16 protein-coding genes are annotated in these 18,450 nt (G+C 73.0%); 2 read left to right on the top strand and 14 right to left on the bottom strand.

All coding sequences use genetic code 11. From position 1 onward, the window contains the following. The 14 genes from K7G60_RS16255 to K7G60_RS16320 all read right to left on the bottom strand — a co-directional run bounded on the left by K7G60_RS16255 (nt 1) and on the right by K7G60_RS16320 (nt 15,640). Complete coding sequence (locus K7G60_RS16255; protein ID WP_225801619.1) at nt 1–651, bottom strand: 1-hydroxy-2-methyl-2-butenyl 4-diphosphate reductase; 651 nt, start codon at nt 649–651, stop codon at nt 1–3. Further along, nucleotides 651–2,636 carry a squalene--hopene cyclase gene (gene shc / locus K7G60_RS16260; RefSeq protein ID WP_225801620.1) on the bottom strand — a complete coding sequence of 662 codons (1,986 nt, stop codon included), beginning with the start codon at nt 2,634–2,636 and terminating at the stop codon, nt 651–653. Before shc ends, K7G60_RS16255 begins: the two co-directional genes overlap by 1 nt. Nucleotides 2,637–2,743: 107 nt before the next feature. Beyond that, nucleotides 2,744–3,844, bottom strand: a complete 1,101-nt coding sequence (locus tag K7G60_RS16265) for a polyprenyl synthetase family protein (protein ID WP_225801621.1) — start codon at nt 3,842–3,844, stop codon at nt 2,744–2,746. Continuing rightward, nucleotides 3,841–5,550, bottom strand: coding sequence for a hydroxysqualene dehydroxylase HpnE (gene hpnE, locus K7G60_RS16270; protein WP_225801622.1), 1,710 nt, complete (start codon nt 5,548–5,550; stop codon nt 3,841–3,843). Before hpnE ends, K7G60_RS16265 begins: the two co-directional genes overlap by 4 nt. Nucleotides 5,551–5,653: 103 nt before the next feature. Next, nucleotides 5,654–6,604, bottom strand: coding sequence for a presqualene diphosphate synthase HpnD (hpnD, locus tag K7G60_RS16275; RefSeq protein ID WP_225801623.1), 951 nt, complete (start codon nt 6,602–6,604; stop codon nt 5,654–5,656). Next, a complete protein-coding gene (gene hpnC, locus K7G60_RS16280; RefSeq protein ID WP_225801624.1) occupies nt 6,601–7,512 on the bottom strand; it encodes a squalene synthase HpnC in 912 nt (303 codons plus the stop codon). The genes hpnD and hpnC overlap by 4 nt, the downstream gene beginning before the upstream one ends. Nucleotides 7,513–7,825: 313 nt before the next feature. After that, on the bottom strand, nt 7,826–8,473 hold the full coding sequence (locus K7G60_RS16285; protein WP_225801625.1) for a TetR/AcrR family transcriptional regulator: 648 nt from the start codon (nt 8,471–8,473) through the stop codon (nt 7,826–7,828). Nucleotides 8,474–8,590: 117 nt separating this feature from the next. Next, nucleotides 8,591–9,376 carry an ABC transporter ATP-binding protein gene (locus K7G60_RS16290; protein WP_225801626.1) on the bottom strand — a complete coding sequence of 262 codons (786 nt, stop codon included), beginning with the start codon at nt 9,374–9,376 and terminating at the stop codon, nt 8,591–8,593. Then, nucleotides 9,369–10,301, bottom strand: a complete 933-nt coding sequence (locus tag K7G60_RS16295) for an ABC transporter permease (RefSeq protein WP_225801627.1) — start codon at nt 10,299–10,301, stop codon at nt 9,369–9,371. The genes K7G60_RS16290 and K7G60_RS16295 overlap by 8 nt, the downstream gene beginning before the upstream one ends. Before the next feature lie 49 nt (nt 10,302–10,350). Continuing rightward, on the bottom strand, nt 10,351–11,196 hold the full coding sequence (locus K7G60_RS16300; RefSeq protein WP_225801685.1) for a glycosyltransferase family 2 protein: 846 nt from the start codon (nt 11,194–11,196) through the stop codon (nt 10,351–10,353). 47 nt (nt 11,197–11,243) lie between these two features. After that, a complete protein-coding gene (locus tag K7G60_RS16305; RefSeq protein ID WP_225801628.1) occupies nt 11,244–12,056 on the bottom strand; it encodes a CDP-alcohol phosphatidyltransferase family protein in 813 nt (270 codons plus the stop codon). Next, nucleotides 12,034–13,095 carry an iron-containing alcohol dehydrogenase family protein gene (locus K7G60_RS16310; protein ID WP_225801629.1) on the bottom strand — a complete coding sequence of 354 codons (1,062 nt, stop codon included), beginning with the start codon at nt 13,093–13,095 and terminating at the stop codon, nt 12,034–12,036. Before K7G60_RS16310 ends, K7G60_RS16305 begins: the two co-directional genes overlap by 23 nt. Beyond that, a complete protein-coding gene (locus tag K7G60_RS16315; RefSeq protein ID WP_225801630.1) occupies nt 13,083–13,820 on the bottom strand; it encodes a sugar phosphate nucleotidyltransferase in 738 nt (245 codons plus the stop codon). Before K7G60_RS16315 ends, K7G60_RS16310 begins: the two co-directional genes overlap by 13 nt. Then, the gene (locus tag K7G60_RS16320; protein WP_225801686.1) at nt 13,817–15,640 is read right to left on the bottom strand and encodes a DUF5941 domain-containing protein; all 1,824 of its coding nucleotides are present in this window, start codon (nt 15,638–15,640) and stop codon (nt 13,817–13,819) included. Before K7G60_RS16320 ends, K7G60_RS16315 begins: the two co-directional genes overlap by 4 nt. A gap of 389 nt (nt 15,641–16,029) precedes the next feature. On the opposite strand from K7G60_RS16320, the gene K7G60_RS16325 reads away from it, so the two are divergent. Both K7G60_RS16325 and K7G60_RS16330 read left to right on the top strand, forming a co-directional pair. After that, on the top strand, nt 16,030–16,971 hold the full coding sequence (locus tag K7G60_RS16325; RefSeq protein ID WP_225801631.1) for a cation diffusion facilitator family transporter: 942 nt from the start codon (nt 16,030–16,032) through the stop codon (nt 16,969–16,971). Nucleotides 16,972–17,169: 198 nt separating this feature from the next. Then, nucleotides 17,170–18,414: a bifunctional class I SAM-dependent methyltransferase/N-acetyltransferase gene (locus K7G60_RS16330; RefSeq protein WP_225801632.1), complete on the top strand. Its 1,245-nt coding sequence runs from the start codon at nt 17,170–17,172 to the stop codon at nt 18,412–18,414. Nucleotides 18,415–18,450: the final 36 nt, after the last annotated feature.

Genomic DNA, 18,450 nt, shown 5'->3' on the forward strand with positions numbered 1-18,450 from the left:
TCACCTCCTGGGGAGCAGCGAAGAACGGTGCCATTCGAAGAAAGCGGGAAGGACGGCACGAAGAACACGGAAGGCTGATATTCCCCCGCGTACCGTGCCGATCCGGACCAGTTCATGTTCCGGAGCGTCCACGACCACCCGGACGGCCGCAACCGGGCGGGGTCCACACGACGTCGCGGTACGGAGCGTGGCGGCCGACTCCATGTCGACGGCGATCGCACCGCCGGCGCCCAGCGCGGCCCGCTCGGGACCGCGCACCACGTGATCGGAGCCGATCAGCGGCCCGGTGTGGACGGCGCGCCCGGGCACCGTCTTGGCCAGGGCCCTCACCAGGAGCTCCGTCCCTGTGCAGAGGGTCGTGCCGTCGGGGCCGCGGGTCTCGTCGGCGACGATCAGGTCCCCCGGGTGCATGCCCGGGGCGAGGCCCGCGCAGAAGCCGGAGGCGATCACCGCGGCGTCCCGCCAGGGCTCCTCGCCGAGCACCCGGGACACCGCCCGGCGGGCCCGGTCCGGCCCCATGCCGGTGCGCAGCACGGTCACCGGGCCGGGCGCGCCGCCCCGCTCCCCGCTGCGCAGGGCGAACTGCTCGATGCCGAGCGCGCAGGCGATCAGCAGTGGCGGGCCGGCGTCCGGGCCGGGCTCGCGACCCATCAGTCCGCCTTGCGCGGCGAGGGATCCCCGTGCACGTAGCGCCCGAGCGCCGTGAGCGGGAACACCTGCCGGTAGAGGTGGTAGTTGATGGAGAAGTCCCAGGGGAAGCCGGTGCCGGTGAAGTACGGCTCGTCCCAGGAGCCGTCCTCCCGCTGGGTCTCGACCAGCCAGGCGACGCCCCGGCGGACGGGCTCGGAGTCGCGCTCGCCGGCGGCGAGGAGGGCGATCAGCGCCCAGGCCGTCTGGGAGGCGGTGGAGGGGCCGCGCCCGACCCATTCCTCCTCCTTGTACGAGCGGAGGTCCTCGCCCCAGCCGCCGTCGTCGTTCTGCGCGGTCGCGAGCCAGGCGACGGCCCGGCGGATCGCCGGGTGGGAGCCCGGCAGTCCGGCGGCGGTGAGCGCGGGGAGCACCGAGCCCGTGCCGTACACGTGGTTGACGCCCCAGCGGCCGAACCAGGCGCCGTTGGGCTCCTGCTCGGCGAGCAGCCACTCGATGCCCCGGCGGGCACGCGGGTCGTCGGCCATGCCCTCGTACCCGAGCATCTCCACCACGTGGGCGGTGACGTCGGCGGAGGGCGGGTCGATGACCTCGCCGAAGTCGCAGAACGGCAGCTTGTCGGGGAAGGCGCTGGTGTTGTCGGCGTCGAAGGCTCCCCAGGCGCCGTTGCGCGACTGCATGCCGAGCGTCCAGCGGACGCCCCGGCCGATGGCCGCCTCCACCCGGGCGGGGTCGGGGTGCTCGACCCTGCGCAGGGCGAGCAGGACCTCGGCGGTGTCGTCGATGTCGGGGTAGTTGTCGTTGTGGAACTCGAACGCCCAGCCGCCCGGCGGGAGTCCGGGCCGGCGCACCGCCCAGTCCCCGGTCCGGGTGACCTCCTCGTCGAGCATCCAGTCCACGGCCCGGACGAGCGCCGGATGGTCGGGGCGGAGCCCCGCGTCGGCGAGGGCGATGGTGGCGAGGCAGGTGTCCCAGACGGGCGACTGGCAGGCCTCGATCATCCGCGAGCCGTCCTCGTGCCAGACGGCGAACCGGTCGAGGGATTCCAGGCCGGCCCGCATGACCGGGTGCCGGAGGTCGTAGCCGAGGAGGTGGAGGGCGATGACCGAGTAGACGGCGGGTGGCTGGATGCCGCCCCAGCAGCCGTCGTTCTCCTGGCGCTCGACGATCCACCGGGCGGCGACGTTCATGGCCGTCCCGCGCAGCGCGCGGGGGGCGAAGCGGTGGTAGACGTGCAGTGCCTTGTCGAGCCGCTGGAAGATCCCGTCCCAGCCGGTGGCCGGGGCGAGCGGCCGGGGCGGGTTCGGCCGCGCCGGGTCGGTGTGCAGCTCGTCCAGCGGGAAGGGCGCGGGCCGGACCGGGCGCTTCGCGGAGACCACGGTGAGCGGCACGATCGTCTGCCGGGCCCAGCAGCCGAAGTCGTAGATGTTGAGGGGGAACCACTTCGGCAGGAAGAGCAGCTCCGGCGGCAGCTCGGGCAGGTCCTCCCAGCGCCACCAGCCGAAGAGGGCCAGCCAGATCCGGGTGAAGACCCGGGCGGCGGCGATCCCGCCCCGGGCGCGGACCCAGGCGGAGGCGCGGGCCATGTGCGGGGCCTCGGGCGGGTCTCCGGCGAGCCGCAGGGCCACATAGGCCTCGACGGTGGCGGAGAGCTCTCCCGGTCCGCCGTAGAAGGTGGCCCAGGCGCCGTCCTCGCCCTGCCGGCGGCGGATGTGGAGCGCGGCGGCGCGGGTGGTGTCGGCGTCGAGGATGCCCAGGAACTGGCGGAGGAGCAGGTCCTCGGCGTCCATGGTGACGTTGGTCTCCAGGTCGCCCTTCCACCAGCCGGCCGGGTCCTGCCGGGCGAGCAGGTGCTCGACGGCCCGTTCGGCGGCCCGTGCGGCGGCGCCGTCGAGGCCGGACGCGGAGGCGTCGGTGTCTTTCGTCTTGCTGGCCGTGGCTGCCCGGGGGCCCACGGCCCCGGCGCTTCCGTCGGTCGTCGCTGTCATGGCTTCCCCTTCGTGCAGTCGGTTCCTTCTGCTCCTGCGGGTCTGCCGTCGGCCGGCACCGGGTGGCGCCGGCCGGCGACCGCGAACTCATATCAGGGTGATGGTGATCATCTCTTCCGTACGACCACGAAGTCGGCCAGTGCGACGAGCTGCGCCCGCACGCGGGCGGGCATGTCCACCTCGTTCAGGGCCTCGATCGCGACGGCGTGCTGGCGGCGGGCCTCCTGGGAGGTCCACTCGCGTCCTCCGGCCTCCTCGATGAGGGCCGCGCGGGTGGCGAACTCCTCCTCGGAGAAGGTGTCGAAGTCGCTGGACTTGGCGTCCGCGGCGAGCAGCTCGCCGAGCCGCTCGGAGGCCGGGCCGCCCGCGGCGAGGGCGGCGACGACCGGGAGGGACTTCTTGCGCTGGCGCAGGTCGCTCCAGGTCTGCTTGCCGGTGGCCTCCGGGTCGCCCCAGATGCCGAGCAGGTCGTCCACGGCCTGGAAGGCGAGGCCGAGGTGGTAGCCGTACTCCTCCAGCTTGTCGGCGGTGCGGTCGTCGGCCCCGCCGAGGACGGCGCCGATGGAGACGGCGCAGGCGAGCAGGGCGCCCGTCTTGTTGCCCTCCATCTCCAGGCACTCCTCGACGGTGACCCGCTCGCGGTGCTCGTAGGAGATGTCCTGGGCCTGCCCGTCGATGAGCTTGCGGCTGGCCGTGGTCAGCCGGCGGGTGGCGCGGCCGGCCTCGACGGTGCCGAGTTCGAGCAGGATCTCGTTGGCCAGGGCGAAGAGGGCGTCACCGACCAGGATCGCCTGCGCGGGGCCGTGCACCTTCCACACCGTGTCGCGGTGGCGGCGCTGCTCGTCGCCGTCCATCAGGTCGTCGTGGAGCAGCGAGAAGTTGTGCACGAGCTCCACGGCGACGGCGCCGGGGATCCCGACCTCGGGCGCGGCGCCCGCGGCCTCGGCCGACAGCAGGGCGAGCGCCGGACGGACGGCCTTGCCGCCGTCGCCTTCGGCGGGGTTGCCCCGCGCGTCGATCCAGCCGAAGTGGTAGGCGGCCACGGTGTCCATGGGCGGCGCGAGGCGGTCGACGGCCGCCCGCAGTACGGGGGTGGACAGGGTCCGCCCCCGCTCCAGCAGTGCGGACACGTCCGCGGTGTCGACGGCCGGATGTCCCGGCTGCACTGTCGGCACGGTCTCTCCTCTTGTTCCGGTACTCACACTCATACCGCCTCCTGCAGCGGATGGTCATGGCGGCGGCCGAGGGCGGAGAGCGCGGCGCCCGCGGCGCTGAATCCACTGCGGACGGCACCCTCCATGGTCGCGGGCCAGCCGGTGGCGGTCCAGGCCCCGGCCAGGTACAGCCCCGGGGCCCTGGTGCGGGCGCCGGGCCTGAGCCGGCCGACGCCCGGGGCGGGGGCGAACGTGGCCGTCCGCTCCCTGGTGACGAAGAAGTCGCGGACCCCGGCGCCGCGGGCGGCGGGCAGGAGCCGCTCCAGCTCGGGGAGGTACTTGGCGCGCAGGGCGGCGACGGGTTCGTCGATCTCGTCCTGGGCGGCGGACTGGGAGACGGCGAGGTACTGGCCCACCCGTCGCCCACCCGTGTCCGAGGGCCCTTCGGGCCCGCCCCTCAGCAGTCCGGAGGAGTCCGTGCGGTCGAAGACCCATTGCACGGGGGAGCCGAGCGTGGTGAAGAAGGGCCGCTTCAGCACCTTGCGGTCGTAGACGACGTGCAGGTTGAGGATGGGGGCGGTGTCGATGTCGAGGAGCCGGTCGGGGTCGTCGAGGGCGCCTTCGGGGAGCAGGCCGTGGGTCTCGTGCTGCGGGACGGCGAGGACGACGGCGTCGGCCTCGATCCGCTCCCCCGGCACGTCGACGGTCCAACGCCCGTCGTCGGTGCGGGAGATCCGCTCGGCCTTGGTGCGGAGCAGGGTGCGGACGCCGAGGGCGTCGAGCTCCTTCGCGGCCCGGGTGTCGTGGAGTTCGCCGAGCGGGACGTGGGCCCAGCCGATGTCGGCGGCGCCGGGCTCGGAGAGGAGGCCGGTCTTGAAGACCATCGCGGCGAGCCCCATGGAGGCCTGCGGGGCGGGGGCGTTGAGGGTGGGGACGCCGACGAGGTCCCAGAGGGCCTCGACGGCCCGCGGGGACTGTCCGTGCCGCCCGAGCCAGGTGGCGAAGTCGATGCCGTCGAGCGCCGGGTCGGCGGGGTCGAGCCTCTTCAGGGCGAGCGCGGCCCGGCCGACGGAGGCACGCTCGGCGAGGGAGAGGTGCGGGTAGGTGGCGAGGCTGCGCGCGAGGTGCAGCGGTACGGGGAGGTCGTCGCGGCGGATCCGGCCGAGCCGGGGGCCGCGGGGGTGCCCGACGTCGAGTACGGGGACGTCGAGGCGGTCCTGGAGGGGGGCGAGGTGGGCGCCGTCGACCCGGTCGAGGAACCAGCGGTAGGCGGTGCAGCAGCGCAGGTAGACGTGCTGGCCGTTGTCGACGGTCAGGTCGCCGCGGCGGAAGGAGAAGGCGAGGCCGCCGAGCCGGGGCCGGCCTTCGAGCAGGGTGACGTGGACGCCGTTCTCGGCGAGCCGGAGCGCGGTGGTGATGCCGGCGAGGCCGCCGCCGACGACGACGGCACGGGGCCGCGGGCCACCGCCGGTACCGGTGCCGGCGGCCGGCGCGTCCGCACCGGTACGGGAGCCGGTCCCGGTGCCGCGGGCGGGCGCGTCCGTACCGGCACGGGAGACGGAACCCTTGCCCGGGACAGGCGCGTCCGCACCGGCACGGGAGACGGAACCCTTGCCCGGGAGGGAGCCGGTGCCGGCGACGGTCTCGTCCGGTCCGGTGCCGACGACGGGCCCGGCGGCCGTGAGGGGCGCAGCCGGACCGGTGCCCGGAGCGGCATCAGCGCCCGGCGGGGTGTTCCGCTCGGTTCCTTCGTGGTTCACGCCGCCTCCGTTCGGGTCGTCGTGGTCGGATTCGGGAGTGCCCCGGGCAGGGACGCCGGGGCGGCGCCGGGGGTTGCCCGGCGGGCGGGGGCGCAGGGGCGCATCAGGCGCGCCTCCTGGCGGTGCGCCGGGCGATGTGGCGGGTGTCGAGGCCGGAGAGGCCGCGCACCGCGACGTACGCCTTCTCGCGGCCCGGCAGCGAGACGCGGCCGCGCAGGACGGCCCCGGGGTCGCGCTCGATCCGGTCGAGGAGGCGCCGGTAGATGCCGGCCATGGCGGCGACGCAGGCGCCGCTGCGCCGGTCGAGCATCGGGAGGAGCCGGTAGCCCTCGGCGAACAGGGCGCGGGCGCGCCGCACTTCGAAGTGGACGAGCCCGGCGAAGTCGGCCCCGGGGGGCGGGGTCACGCTGCCGAAGCCGTCTCCGCAGCCGAACTTGGCGAGGTCGTCGGCGGGCAGGTAGGTGCGCCCGTTCCCGGCGTCCTCCCGTACGTCCCTGAGGATGTTGGTGAGTTGGAGCGCGAGGCCCAGGGTGTCGGCGTACTCGGGTGCCCGGTCGGCGCCTTGGGCGCCGGGCTGGGTGCCGAAGACGCCGAGGGAGAGCCGGCCGATCGCGCCGGCGACGCAGCGGCAGTAGACCTTGAGGTCGTCCCAGGTCTCGTAGGTCGCGCCGCGCACGTCCATGAGGACGCCGTCGATGAGCTCGTCGAGGCCGTCGAGCGGGATCGGGAAGCGGCGGGCGGAGTCGGCGAGGGCGACGGCGACGGGGTCGGTGTCGTCCTCCTCGACCAGGCCCTTGCGGACGCGGTCGAGGACGTCACGGGTGGCTTCGAGCCGCTCCCGCTTCTCCTCGGGCGCGAGCGTGCCGTCGCCGATGTCGTCGACGCGCCGCGAGAAGGCGTACAGCGCGGACATCGCCTGTCGCTTCTCGGCGGGGAGCAGCCGGATCCCGTAGGCGAAGTTGCGGGCCTGCTGGCCGGTGACCGCCTCGCAGTAGCTGTAGGCGGCCTGGACCGGTGCGGACGGCTGGTGCTGGGCCTCCACGGTCGCGCTCACCCCTCTCTCCGCGCCCGGAGCAGAACCGCTCCCGCCTGGCGCATCAGGCTCGGCTTGGTGGCCTTCGGTGGGCCGGTCAGCACGTCGTACCCGGCGTCGGTGATCGCGTCGAGCGCCGCGAGTCCCCCGCCGGTGAAGCCGGCGAGGAGGAGGCGGAGCCGTCCGTGGACGCTGCCGACGAGCGGGGTGCCCGCGTGGAGGAGCGCGCGGGCCCGCTCGGCCTCGAAGGCGATCAGGGCCCGCACGGAGGCGCCGGCGGTGGGCGCGGCGAGGTCGCGCTCGGTGACGTGGAAGCGCTCGAGGTCCTCGGCCGGCAGGTAGATCCGGTCGCGGGCGAGGTCCTCGGCGACGTCCTGGAGGTGCTCGACGATCTGCAGGGCGGTGCAGATCTCGTCGGAGCGCCGGATCCGCTCGGGGGTGTCGGTGCCGGTGATGGCGAGGACGAGCCGGCCGACGGGGTTGGCGGAGAGCTCGCAGTACGCGAGGAGGTCGTCGTACGTCTCGTAGCGGCGGACCAGCTGGTCCTGCCGGTTGGCGGCGATCAGGCCGAGGAAGGGCGCGGGGGCGAGCCCGCGGCGCCGGACGGTCGGCTGGAGGGCCCGCAGCAGGGGGTGGTGCGGGGTGGAGTCGAAGACCCGTTGGAGGTCGGCCTGCAGGGCGTCGAGGAGGGCGACCCGGTCGTCCGCGGTCCCGGGGCCGACGCCGAGGTGGCGGGCGTCGGCGCCGCCGGGGGCGAGGTCGCCGTCGCCGATGTCGTCGACGAGCCGGGCGAATCCGTAGACGGCCATGAGGTCGTCGCGCCAGGCACGGGGCAGGAAGAAGGGGGCCACGGGGAAGTTCTCGTCCGCGGCCTTGCCGAGCGTGGTGCGCGAGGAGGCGTCGATCTGCGCCTGCCGGGTCTCCGTCACTGGGCGGTTCCTGACGGAGGGACGGCGACACCCTCGTGGAGCTGGAGATTCTGCGTCATGGCCGTCACGACTCCCGTTCTACACTGCCGATCCAATCCATCCTATTTCGGACACGCCGCCGACCCCTGCCCGTAAGGTCCGCCACGGCGGGCCCGATGGCCGCGGGGTATCGCCCTACTTGCCGCGAAACAGACCGGTCCAGCTTACGTTGTACGACGACCTTCGCCGTTCCGGGGTGGCGGGCGTCGCGCGCCTCACCCGTACGGAGTCCGCACCGGCCGCCAACCCGCAGTCCCCGCAAGGGAGTTCGGGATCAGTCGGTGGCCGCGCCGGAAACCACCATCGCGAGGGTCGCCTCGACGACCACACTCCGGCCCTGTGCGGTGAGACGGCGGAGGGGCCCGTCGACCAGGAGAAGTGACAGTCCGTGCACGGCCGACCACGCCGCGGCGGCGGTGGCGGGGCGGGCGCCGGGCCGTGCGGTGCCCGGCCGGGCGAGCGCTTCGAGCGCCTCCCTGAGCAGGGTGAACGCGCGGATCTCGGGCTCGGCGGACGGCCGGGCGGGCGTGGGCTCGCCCGCGGCGGCGGGGCGGGGGACGCAGAACGCGGCCCGGTAGAGGCCGGGCTGCTCCACGGCGAAGCCGACGTATCCCCGGCAGAGGGCGACGACCCGGCGCTCGGCGGCGAGGACGGGGTCGTCGGCGCCGGGCTCGCGGGCGGCGGCCCGCTCCATGGAGGCGGCGAGTTCCCGCCGGGCATGGGCCCGGACGGTGCGGAGGAGTTCGCCGCGCCCGTCGAAGTGCCGGTAGGCGGCGGTGGGCGAGACGCCGACCCGGCGGGCCGCCTCGCGCAGGACGACCCGCTCGGGGCCGCCTTCGGTGGCGAGGTCGACGGCCGCGCAGATCAACGCGTTGCGCAGATCGCCGTGATGGTAGGTCTTTCCCGCCGAGATCGCTGCCATGCGCCCATCCTGCCCGAAGTTAACCGCATGAACATTCCAGGTGGGGGCGCGACGCGCGGAAAACGGAGGAACCCCTACCGGATGAATCCGGCAGGGGCTCCGCAGACGCGGTGGAGACTAGCGCGCGGTCTCGCGCTCGTACGCCTTGAGGACCTCCTCCGTGGGGCCGTCCATCAGGAGCTGCCCCTTCTCCAGCCAGAGCACCCGGTCGCAGGTGTCCCGGATGGACTTGTTGCTGTGGCTCACCAGGAAGACCGTGCCGGCCTCCTTGCGGAGCTCGCGGATGCGCTCCTCGGAGCGGATCTGGAACTTGCGGTCACCGGTCGCGAGCGCCTCGTCGATGAGGAGGACGTCGTGGTTCTTGGCCGCCGCGATGGCGAAACGGAGCCGGGCGCCCATGCCGGAGGAGTACGTCCGCATGGGGAGACTGATGAAGTCGCCCTTCTCGTTGATGCCGGAGAAGTCGACGATGTCCTCGTAGCGGGAGCGCACCTCCTCGCGGCTCATGCCCATGGCGAGGCCGCCCAGGATCACGTTGCGCTCGCCGGTGAGGTCGTTCATGAGGGCCGCGTTGACGCCCAGGAGCGAGGGCTGCCCGTCGGTGTAGACCTTGCCGCTCTCGGTGGGGAGCAGGCCGGCGATGGCGCGCAGGAGCGTGGACTTGCCGGAGCCGTTGGTGCCGATGAGGCCGATGGCCTCGCCCCGGTAGGCGGTGAAGGTGACGCCGCGGACGGCGTGGACCTTGCGGACGCCCCGGGAGACCTCGGCCTTGCCGCGGCCGACGATCCGGCTGAGCGCCGCCGTGGCGCTGCCCTTGCCCCCGCCTCCGGTGTTGACCCGGTAGACGATGTGGACGTCGTCGCAGATGACGGTGGGGACGCGGTCCCGGTTCGTGTCAGCCACGGCCGTACCTCTCCTCGGCCTTCCAGAAGTAGACGAAGCCGCCGATGCCGAAGACGAGGGCCCAGGCGAGGGCGGTCATCCAGACGTGCGACGGCAGGTTCTCGGCGCCGTAGCCCTCGATGAGGGAGTAGCGGATCAGGTCCATGTAGACCGCAGCCGGGTTGTACATGAGGACGTCGGCGATCCACGCCGGCTTGTCCGCCAGCATGGCCGGGATCGAGAACATCACGCCGGACGCGTACATCCACGTGCGCATGACGAACGGCATCAGCTGGGCGAGGTCCGGCGTCTTGGCGCCCATCCTGGCCATGATCAGGGCCAGTCCGATGTTGAACACGAACTGCAGGAGCAGCGCCGGGACCACCAGCAGCCACCGGAGGGAGGGGTAGCTGCCGAAGGAGAGCGCGACCGCCACGAGCACGATCATCGAGAACAGCAGCTGCTGGAGCTGCTGGAGCGAGAAGGAGATCGGGAGGGTGGCGCGCGGGAAGTGCAGGGCCCGGACCAGGCCGAGGTTGCCCGAGATGGCCCGGACGCCCGCCATCACCGAGTTCTGGGTGAAGGTGAACACGAAGATGCCGGTGACCAGGAACGGGATGTAGACGTCCTTGCTCAGGCCCTTACCGGCGCCGAGGATCAGCCCGAAGATCAGGTAGTAGACCAGGGCGTTCAGCAGGGGGGTCGCCACCTGCCACACCTGGCCCAGCTTCGCCTGGCTGTACTGGGCGGTCAGCTTCGCCGAGGAGAAGGCCAGGATGAAGTGGCGACGGCTCCACAGATCGCGGACGTACTCGAACAGGCCGGGCCGGGCGCCGCTGACGGCGAGGCCGTACTTCGCGGCGAGGGCGGCCGGCTCCAGGCCCTCGTCGACGGAGGACGGAGGCGCGCTCGTCGCGACCGCCCCGCCCAGGTGTGTGTCACTCACAGTCGAAACTTTCGTGTTCAAGATGCGCGGCACGTGGAGTACCACGATGTCAGACGACCGGGGGGCGACCCAGCCGGGTCAGGCGCCACACCGTACGCCACCTCATGGGGCGGCGCGGTCCGCAGGGGGTCGTCCAGCCCGCGCGGAATCCGCCGAGCCACGCCTTCAGCGCGGAGGGCGAGGGCCGCCGGGCCAGGGTGAGCAGGAGCCAGACGCCGAGATAGACCGGCACCAGGGGCGCGGGCAGATTGCGACGTGCCAGCCACACTCGGTTGCGGGCCACGTTGAAGTGGTACGAGGCGTGCCGGGACGGGGCTGTGGTGGGGTGCAACAGCACCATGTCGGAACGGTAGTCGATCATCCAGTCGGCGTCGAGCGCGCGCCAGGCGAGGTCGGTCTCCTCGTGCGCGTAGAAGAACTCGTCCGGCAGACCGCCGACTTCGGCGAAGACCTTGGTGCGGACGGCGTTGGCGCCGCCGAGGAAGGTGGTCACCCGCGAGGAGCGCATCGGGTCGGCCGCGCGGAGCCGGGGCACGTGCCGGCGCTGGGTGGCCCCGGTCTCCGGATCGGCGATCCGGAAGCTGACGATGCCGAGGCGCGGGTCGGCGGTGAAGGCCTGCCGGACCAGCTCGACGGTGTCCCGGTGGGCGAGCAGCCCGTCGTCGTCGAGGAAGAGCAGGACGTCGACGTCGGTGCCGCCGGGGCCGAAGGCCTCGATGCCGACGTTCCGGCCGCCGGGGATGCCGAGGTTCTCGGGCAGGTCGACGGTCCTCACCCAGTCGGGCACCCCGGTGACCGGGGTGCCCTGACCGACGACGACGACCGCGACCGGGTCGCCCTCCTGCGCGGCGACCGATTCGATGAGCGCGCGCAGGTCGTCGGGGCGGTCGCCCATCGTGATGATGACGGCGCCCACCCTGAGCGGCGTACTCACGGCCGGCCTCACTTCAGCCTGCTGGAGACCATGATCGACACGAGGTGCAGCACGGTCTGGAGCAGGGCGATCCCGGCGAGGACGGCGACACCGAGCCGGGAGAAGAAGAGGTCTCCCCTGGCCTGGTCCGCGATCGCCAGGACCACGACGAGCAGCGAGGCCTCGATGCCGAGGACGAGCCGGTGGAACTTGAGCGCGGCGGCGGCCCGGCGGGCCAGCGCCATGCCGGAGGAGCGCGGCTCGGACGCCGCCTCCTTGACCGGCGGCAGTCCGCCCTGGTGGCGGGCGACGCCGACGAGGTCGGTCTCGGCCTTGATCAGGATCGCGCCGAGCGCGGCGAGCGTGCCCAGGAAGGCCCACAGCCAGTCGATCCGGCCCGAGCCCCACAGGTCGGCGGCGCGCAGTCCGAAGCCGACGAGGACGGCCGCGTCGCACAGGTAGGCGCCGACCCGGTCCAGGTAGACGCCGGCCAGCGAGTACTGCTTCTTCCAGCGGGCCACCTCGCCGTCGACGCAGTCGAGCAGCAGGTAGAGCTGGACCATGAGCGCGCCGAGCAGCGCCCCCGGGATCCCGGGCACCAGCAGGGCCGGTGCGGCGAGGACGCCCGCGAGCGTCATGACGTACGTCAGCTGGTTCGGCGTGATCCTGGTGCCCACGAGCTGTCGGGTGATCCTGAGCGAGATCTCCCGCATGTACAGGCGGCCGCCCCAGTGCTCGCCGCTCCGCCGGTCCTTCACGCCCGGGGGGTGGACGACCGGGCGGAGCTCCGCCACCGAGGGCTTCCGCGCCGGACGGACCTCAGCTACCGATGGATTTGGCATAGTCGGCGTACGCGTCCCTGATCTCGTCGTCGGACAGGTCGAGGTGTTCGAGGATGGTGAAGCGGCCCGGCCGGGTCTGCGGGGCGAAGGACACCGCCTGGACGAACTCGTCCACGGTGAAGCCCATCTCCTCCGACAGGACGGGGAGCCCGTGCCGTCGAAGGGTCTCGACCATCAGGGCGGACGCGTCGCGGTCGCCGCGCAGGTGCATGGCGAAGGCCGCGCCGAGACCGCACTGCTCGCCGTGGCTGGCGGCGCGGGTCGGGAAGAGCAGGTCGAAGGCGTGGCTGATCTCGTGGCAGGCGCCCGAGGAGGGGCGGCTGTCACCGCTGATCGACATGGCGATGCCGGACATCACCAGGCCCTCGGAGAGGGTCACGAGGAAGTCGTCGTCGCCGACGCCGCCGGGGTGGCGGAGCACGGCCTCGCCGGCGCTGCGGGCCATGGCGGCCGCGAGGCCGTCGACCTTCTCGCCGGTCTCGCGGTGCGAGAGCTCCCAGTCCGCGATGGCGGAGAGGTTGGAGATCGCGTCGCCGATGCCGGAGCGGACGTACCGCACGGGGGCGTCCCGGATCACGTCGAGGTCGATGACCAGCGCGATCGGGGTGGGGACGCCGTACGAGCCGCGGCCGTTGTCGTTGTCCAGGGTGGAGATCGGCGAGCAGATCCCGTCGTGCGACAGGTTGGTGGCGATGGCCACCAGCGGCAGCCCGACCCGGGCCGCCGCGTACTTGGTCACGTCGATGATCTTGCCGCCGCCGAGGGCGACCACGGCGTCGTACCGCTTGCCGCGCATGGCGTCCGCGAGCTTGACGGCCTCGTCGATCGTGCCGCCCGAGACCGGGTACCAGTCGGCACCCGGCAGCTCGGGGGCGAAGTGGTCGCGCAGCTTGAGGCCCGAGCCGCCGCTGATGGCGACGGCGATCTTGCCGTTGCTGGAGATCCGCTGGTCCGCGAGGAGCGCGGACAGGTCGTCCAGCGCTCCCCGGCGGATGTCGACGACGACCGGCGAGGGGATCAGCCGGGTCAGTACTGGCACGCGATCTCACGGCCCTTCGCGAGGTCGTCGTGGTTGTCGATCTCGACCCACTTGACGTCGCCGATGGGGGCCACGTCGACGGTGAAGCCGCGGTTGACGAGCTCCTGGTAGCCGTCCTCGTAGTAGAGGTCGGGGTCGCGCTCGAAGGTGGCCTTGAGGGCGTCGGCGAGCTCCTCGGCGGCCTCGGCCTCGATGAGGGTGACGCCGATGTACTCACCGGTGGCGGTGGCCGGGTCCATGAGCTTGGTGATGCGCTGGACGCCCTTGTCCTCGGCGGTGATGACCTTCATCTCCTCGTCGGCGAGGTTCTTCACCGTGTCGAGGGCAAGGATGATCTTCTGGCCGTTGCCGCGGGCGGCGAGCAGGGTCTTCTCGACGGAGACCGGGTGAACGGTGTCGCCGTTGGCGAGGATCACACCGCGCTTGAGGACCTCGCGGGCGCACCACAGGGAGTAGGCGTTGTTCCACTCCTCGGCCTTGTCGTTGTCCACGAGGGTGATCTCGAGGCCGTACTTGGCCTCCAGGGCGTCCTTGCGGTCGTAGACGGCCTCCTTGCGGTAGCCGACGACGATCGCGACCTCGGTGAGGCCGATCTCGGCGAAGTTCTTCAGCGTGAGGTCGAGGATGGTGGTGTCACCGTCGACCGGCACGAGGGCCTTCGGAAGGGTGTCGGTGTAGGGGCGCAGACGCCGTCCGGCACCGGCTGCCAGTACGAGGCCGATCATGCTGTTTCTCCTTCGTCGTGAACGGCGGGTGCTCCGGAGGAGACCCAGAAGCGGATGGACTCCACGAGCACCACCAGCGCGACGGCGACCGCCGTCGCGGTCAGTGCCAGGGCGAAGTCGTCGCCGCGGTCCGCCAGCAGGGCGGCGAGAGCGGTCACCAGGAGCGTGCGCCCCTCGTGTCCGCCGGTGACGCGCACCAGCCAGGCGGGCGGCGCGCCGGTGCCTCCGCGAATGCGGTACACCGTGTCGTAGTGATGGTAGGCGACGGCCGCGACCAGCCCGAATGCGGCGGGGAGCGCCTGCGGGGCGTCCGACTTCGCCGCGAGGATCAGGATCGTGCCGTACTCGGCGGCGCGGAAGACGGGCGGCACGAGCCAGTCGAGGGCGCCCTTGAGCGGGCGGGCGACGGCGCCGCCGGCGAAGACCGCGTACACGGCGGCGGCCACGACCGTGAACGGGCTGCCGAACGGCTCCATCCAGGCGAACGCAAGCAGGAGAGCCGCACCGAACAGCGCGAACAGCAAAGGAGCGAACGGTCGGACGCCCGGCCGCCGTCCGGCCTTGGCGCCCAGCTCGGCCAGCGGCCCCGAGTCCGCCAGGTCCGCCAGCGCCTGGGCCGCCCGGTCCGTCCGCTTCGCCTTGCGGGTCAGGGAGCGCAGGACGCGCCCCGCCGTGGTGTAGCAGGCGCCGAAGGCGCAGCCGACGATCAGGGCCCAGAAGACGATCCGGGGGCTGGTGGCGGCGGTGAGGACGGCGATCATCGCCCAGCGCTCGCCGATCGGCAGGATGATCATGCGGCGGACCCAGACCGTCCAGCCGACGCTGTCGAGCCGGCTGGAGAGGGCCGCGGTCGGGCTGGTGTTGGCCGTCGCGTCGTGGTTGGCCTCGTTGAAGGAGAAGTCCACGACGTGCCGGCAGGTCATGAGGACCATGGCGCCGAGGGCGAGCGCCCAGACGTCGTCGCCGTTGCGGGCGGCGCCGAGGGCGAGGCCCGCGTAGAAGGCGTACTCCTTGGCCCGGTCGAAGGTCGCGTCGAGCCAGGCGCCCATCGTCGAGTACTTGAGCGCGTAGCGGGCGAGCTGCCCGTCCGTGCAGTCGAGGACGAAGGAGACGATCAGGAGGACGCCGGCGGCGACGTAGCCGCCGCGGACGCCGGTGGCCGCGCAGCCGGCCGCGATCAGGGCGGTGAGCAGCGAGGCGGTGGTGACCTGGTTCGGGGTGAGGCCGCGGCGCGCGCACCAGCGGGCGATGTAGCGCGAGTACGGGCTGATGAAGAAGGTGGTGAAGAAGCCGTCGTGCGCCTTGACGGCCGAGCGCAGGCGTACGGCCTCGTCGTCGACGGCCTCCACGGCGGCGCGGGCCTCGTGGCGGGCCTCGGCGTCGGTGGGCACGGTGGCGACGAGGGTGCCGAGCTGGGGCCGGTGCACGGCGACGCCGTCGGCGTCGAGGGCCTCGGCGAGGGATTCGGTGAGGCCGTGCGCGTCGGTGAGCGTGCCGCTGCCGGCGGCGGCCCCGGCGGCCGTGGAGACCGCTTCCAGAGCGCGGGCGAGCGCGGGGCGGGCCTCGTGCTGGGCGGTGAGCGCGCCGGGGGCGGCGGCCGCGGGGAAGCGGGGGTCGGTCAGGGTGAGGCGCAGCGCGTGCAGGTGGCCGACGAACCGGGGGTCGACGAGCGCGACGCGCTCGCCCGCCGGGACGGCGGCCAGCAGGGCGGCGGCCTCCTCGGCGCCGGAGGCGATCCGGACGTCGAAGCCGAGCGACCGCAGATCGCCGTCGAGCGAGGATCCGGGTGCCGGCGGGCCGGTGAGGATGGCGGTCGACAGACGAACTCACTCCTTGGAGCTGACGGAGGGGCCGGCGGGGCCATGGCGGCCCCGGGCGCGGCGGTGTGGCCCGGCACCGGGCGGCGACACGTCGGCTGAGGCTATCGGATGAACGGAACGTGAGTTCACCGAGGCTTCGCCGACAGGACTCCCCCGGGACCCTGCGTGTCCGTCCGGGTGCGCCGGGTTCCGCGGGGATCATCCTCGGTGATCGGCGGCCCGTCCCACAAACCCCGTTCCGGGAGGTCGGCGCCACCACCCTGCCGTTCCGGCGTCGTCGCAGGTCAGAGCATATGACAACGGTGTTCAGTGCCGTGTTGCAGATACCCCCCTCCCGTAGTTCACTTGCGAACCGGGGCACACAGACGACACGACCGGGAGGCCTTGTCATGGGGGCTGGACACGATCACGGGCACAGCCACGGCGGCCCGCCGCCCACGGGCACGGCGGCCGCCGCGTACAAGAACCGGCTGCGGATCGCACTCGGCATCACGCTCTCCGTGATGGTGATCGAGATCGTCGGCGGTCTGGCCGCCGACTCGCTCGCGCTGATCGCGGACGCGGCGCACATGGCGACCGACGCGGTCGGCCTCGCGATGGCGCTGCTCGCGATCCACTTCGCGAACCGGCCCCCCTCGGGGAACCGCACCTTCGGGTACGCCCGGGCCGAGATCCTGGCCGCGCTCGCCAACTGTCTGCTGCTGCTCGTCGTCGGCGGATACGTGCTGTACGAGGCGGTCCAGCGGTTCATCGAGCCGGCCGAGACCAAGGGCGGCCTGGCGATCACGTTCGCGGTGATCGGCCTGGTGGCCAACGTGATCTCGCTGTCGCTGCTCGTGCGGGGCCAGAAGGAGAGCCTCAACGTGCGCGGGGCGTACCTGGAGGTGCTCGCGGACGCGCTGGGTTCGGTCACCGTGATCGTCGCGGCCGCGATCATCCTGGCGACGGGCTGGCAGTACGCGGACCCGATCGCCTCGATCGTGATCGGCCTGATGATCGTGCCGCGCACGGTCAAGCTGCTGCGCGAGACCCTGGACGTCCTCCTGGAGGCGGCTCCGAAGGGCGTCGACATGGCGGAGGTACGGGCGCACATCCTGGCACTGCCGGGCGTCGAGGACGTCCACGACCTGCACGCCTGGACGATCACATCGGGGATGCCGGTCCTCTCCGCGCACGTGGTCGTCGACCAGGACGCGCTGGACTCGGTCGGGCACGAGAAGATGCTGCACGCCCTGCAGGGCTGCCTGGGCTCGCACTTCGACGTGGAGCACTGCACCTTCCAGCTGGAGCCGGCCGGGCACGCGGAGCACGAGGCGAAGCTCTGCCTCTGAGCGGCGCCGGCTGTTAGTCTCATCGCACGAACGCGTGTGGAGAGGAGCTGAGGTCGATGACCGTCGCGATGGAGGCTGCCCAGTGCGGCAGCACCCGGTCGTCCCTCAGCCTCCGGGTCTCCGGCTGACCTGATCCCGGTTCTCCCGCCGGTACGTCATGTCGTCGGCCGGGGCCCTTCCATCCAAAGGGTTTCCACGTTGTCCGACAACGCTCTGCACGACTCCTTCTTCGCCCTGCACCACGGCCTGCCGCGGCAGGGTCCCGGCTCCGACGCCACCACCCGTCGGCTCCTCGCGCTCTCGGGGCGCCTTCCGGAACGTCCGCGCGTGCTCGACCTGGGCTGCGGTCCCGGCCGCTCCGCGCTGCTCCTGGCCGCCGAGGCGGGCGCCGAGGTGACCGCCGTCGACACGCACGAACCGTTCCTCGCGGAGCTGCGGGAGACCGCCGCCGCCCGCGGGCTGGACGGCGCGGTCCGCACCCTGAACGCCGACATGGGCGCGCTGCCGTTCCCCGACGGCTCCTTCGACCTGGTCTGGGCGGAGAGCTCGGTCTTCGTCCTCGGCTTCGACCGGGCGCTGGCCGAATGGCGCCGGCTCCTGGCCCCCGGGGGCACGCTGGTGCTCACCGAGTGCGTCTGGACCACCGAGGAGCCGGGCCCGGCGGCCCGCGCCTTCTGGGAGGACCACTACGCCCTGCGCACCGTCGCCGAGAACGCGGCGGCGGCCGTGGAGGCCGGCTACCACGTCCTGGGGACCGTCCCGCAGCCCGAGAGCGACTGGGACGAGTACTACGTCCCGCTCGCCGCGCACGCCGACGCGGCGGACACCACCGTGCCCGGCATGGCCGAGGCGGTGGCGGGGGCCCGTGCCGAGATCGCGCTGCGGCGCGAGCACGGCTCCGACTACGGGTACGCCGGCTTCGCCCTGCGGGCCGCCGATCCGCGCTGGAGCACCCGGCCGGAGACCGACGCGGACGCGGCGGCGATCCGTCGGGTCGTGGCCACGGCCTTCGGGTCACAGGCCGAGGCCGATCTGGTCGACGCGCTCCGGCGGGACGACGCCTGGCTGCCGGGCCTGTCGTACGTGGCCGAGGCCCCGGACGGCACGGTCGCGGCGCACGCGCTGATCACCCGGTGTCTGGTGGACGGCGTCCCCGCGGCCGCGCTGGCCCCGGTCTCGGTGGCGCCCGCCCACCAGCGGACGGGGGCCGGGCAGGCCGTCGTCCGGGCGGTGCTCGACGCGGCGCGGCTGCGGGGAGAGCCGCTCGTGCTCGTGCTGGGCCATCCGGAGTACTACCCGCGGTTCGGTTTCGTACGGGCGTCCGAGTATGGAATCAAGCCAGGTTTCGAGGTTCCGGACGAGGCGATGATGGCGCTCGTCCTGGACGGCTCCGTGCCCGTTCCGCCGGGCACGCTCGTCTATCCGGCACCTTTCGGGGTGTAGTGCCCCTTCGGCTCCCTACCGCTCCCGCCGCACCGC

It is taken from the genome of Streptomyces sp. NK15101, assembly GCF_020400725.1.
Classification (GTDB): domain Bacteria; phylum Actinomycetota; class Actinomycetes; order Streptomycetales; family Streptomycetaceae; genus Streptomyces.

Excerpts from the sequence above, each read along its gene's own strand:
- K7G60_RS16255 (WP_225801619.1), bottom strand. The coding sequence starts at position 651 with ATGGGTCGCGAGCCCGGCCCGGACGCCGGCCCGCCACTGCTGATCGCC.
- shc (WP_225801620.1), bottom strand. The coding sequence starts at position 2,636 with ATGACAGCGACGACCGACGGAAGCGCCGGGGCCGTGGGCCCCCGGGCA.
- K7G60_RS16265 (WP_225801621.1), bottom strand. The coding sequence starts at position 3,844 with ATGAGTGTGAGTACCGGAACAAGAGGAGAGACCGTGCCGACAGTGCAG.
- K7G60_RS16285 (WP_225801625.1), bottom strand. The coding sequence starts at position 8,473 with ATGGCAGCGATCTCGGCGGGAAAGACCTACCATCACGGCGATCTGCGC.
- K7G60_RS16300 (WP_225801685.1), bottom strand. The coding sequence starts at position 11,196 with ATGGGCGACCGCCCCGACGACCTGCGCGCGCTCATCGAATCGGTCGCC.
- K7G60_RS16305 (WP_225801628.1), bottom strand. The coding sequence starts at position 12,056 with ATGCCAAATCCATCGGTAGCTGAGGTCCGTCCGGCGCGGAAGCCCTCG.
- K7G60_RS16315 (WP_225801630.1), bottom strand. The coding sequence starts at position 13,820 with ATGATCGGCCTCGTACTGGCAGCCGGTGCCGGACGGCGTCTGCGCCCC.
- K7G60_RS16325 (WP_225801631.1), top strand. The coding sequence starts at position 16,030 with ATGGGGGCTGGACACGATCACGGGCACAGCCACGGCGGCCCGCCGCCC.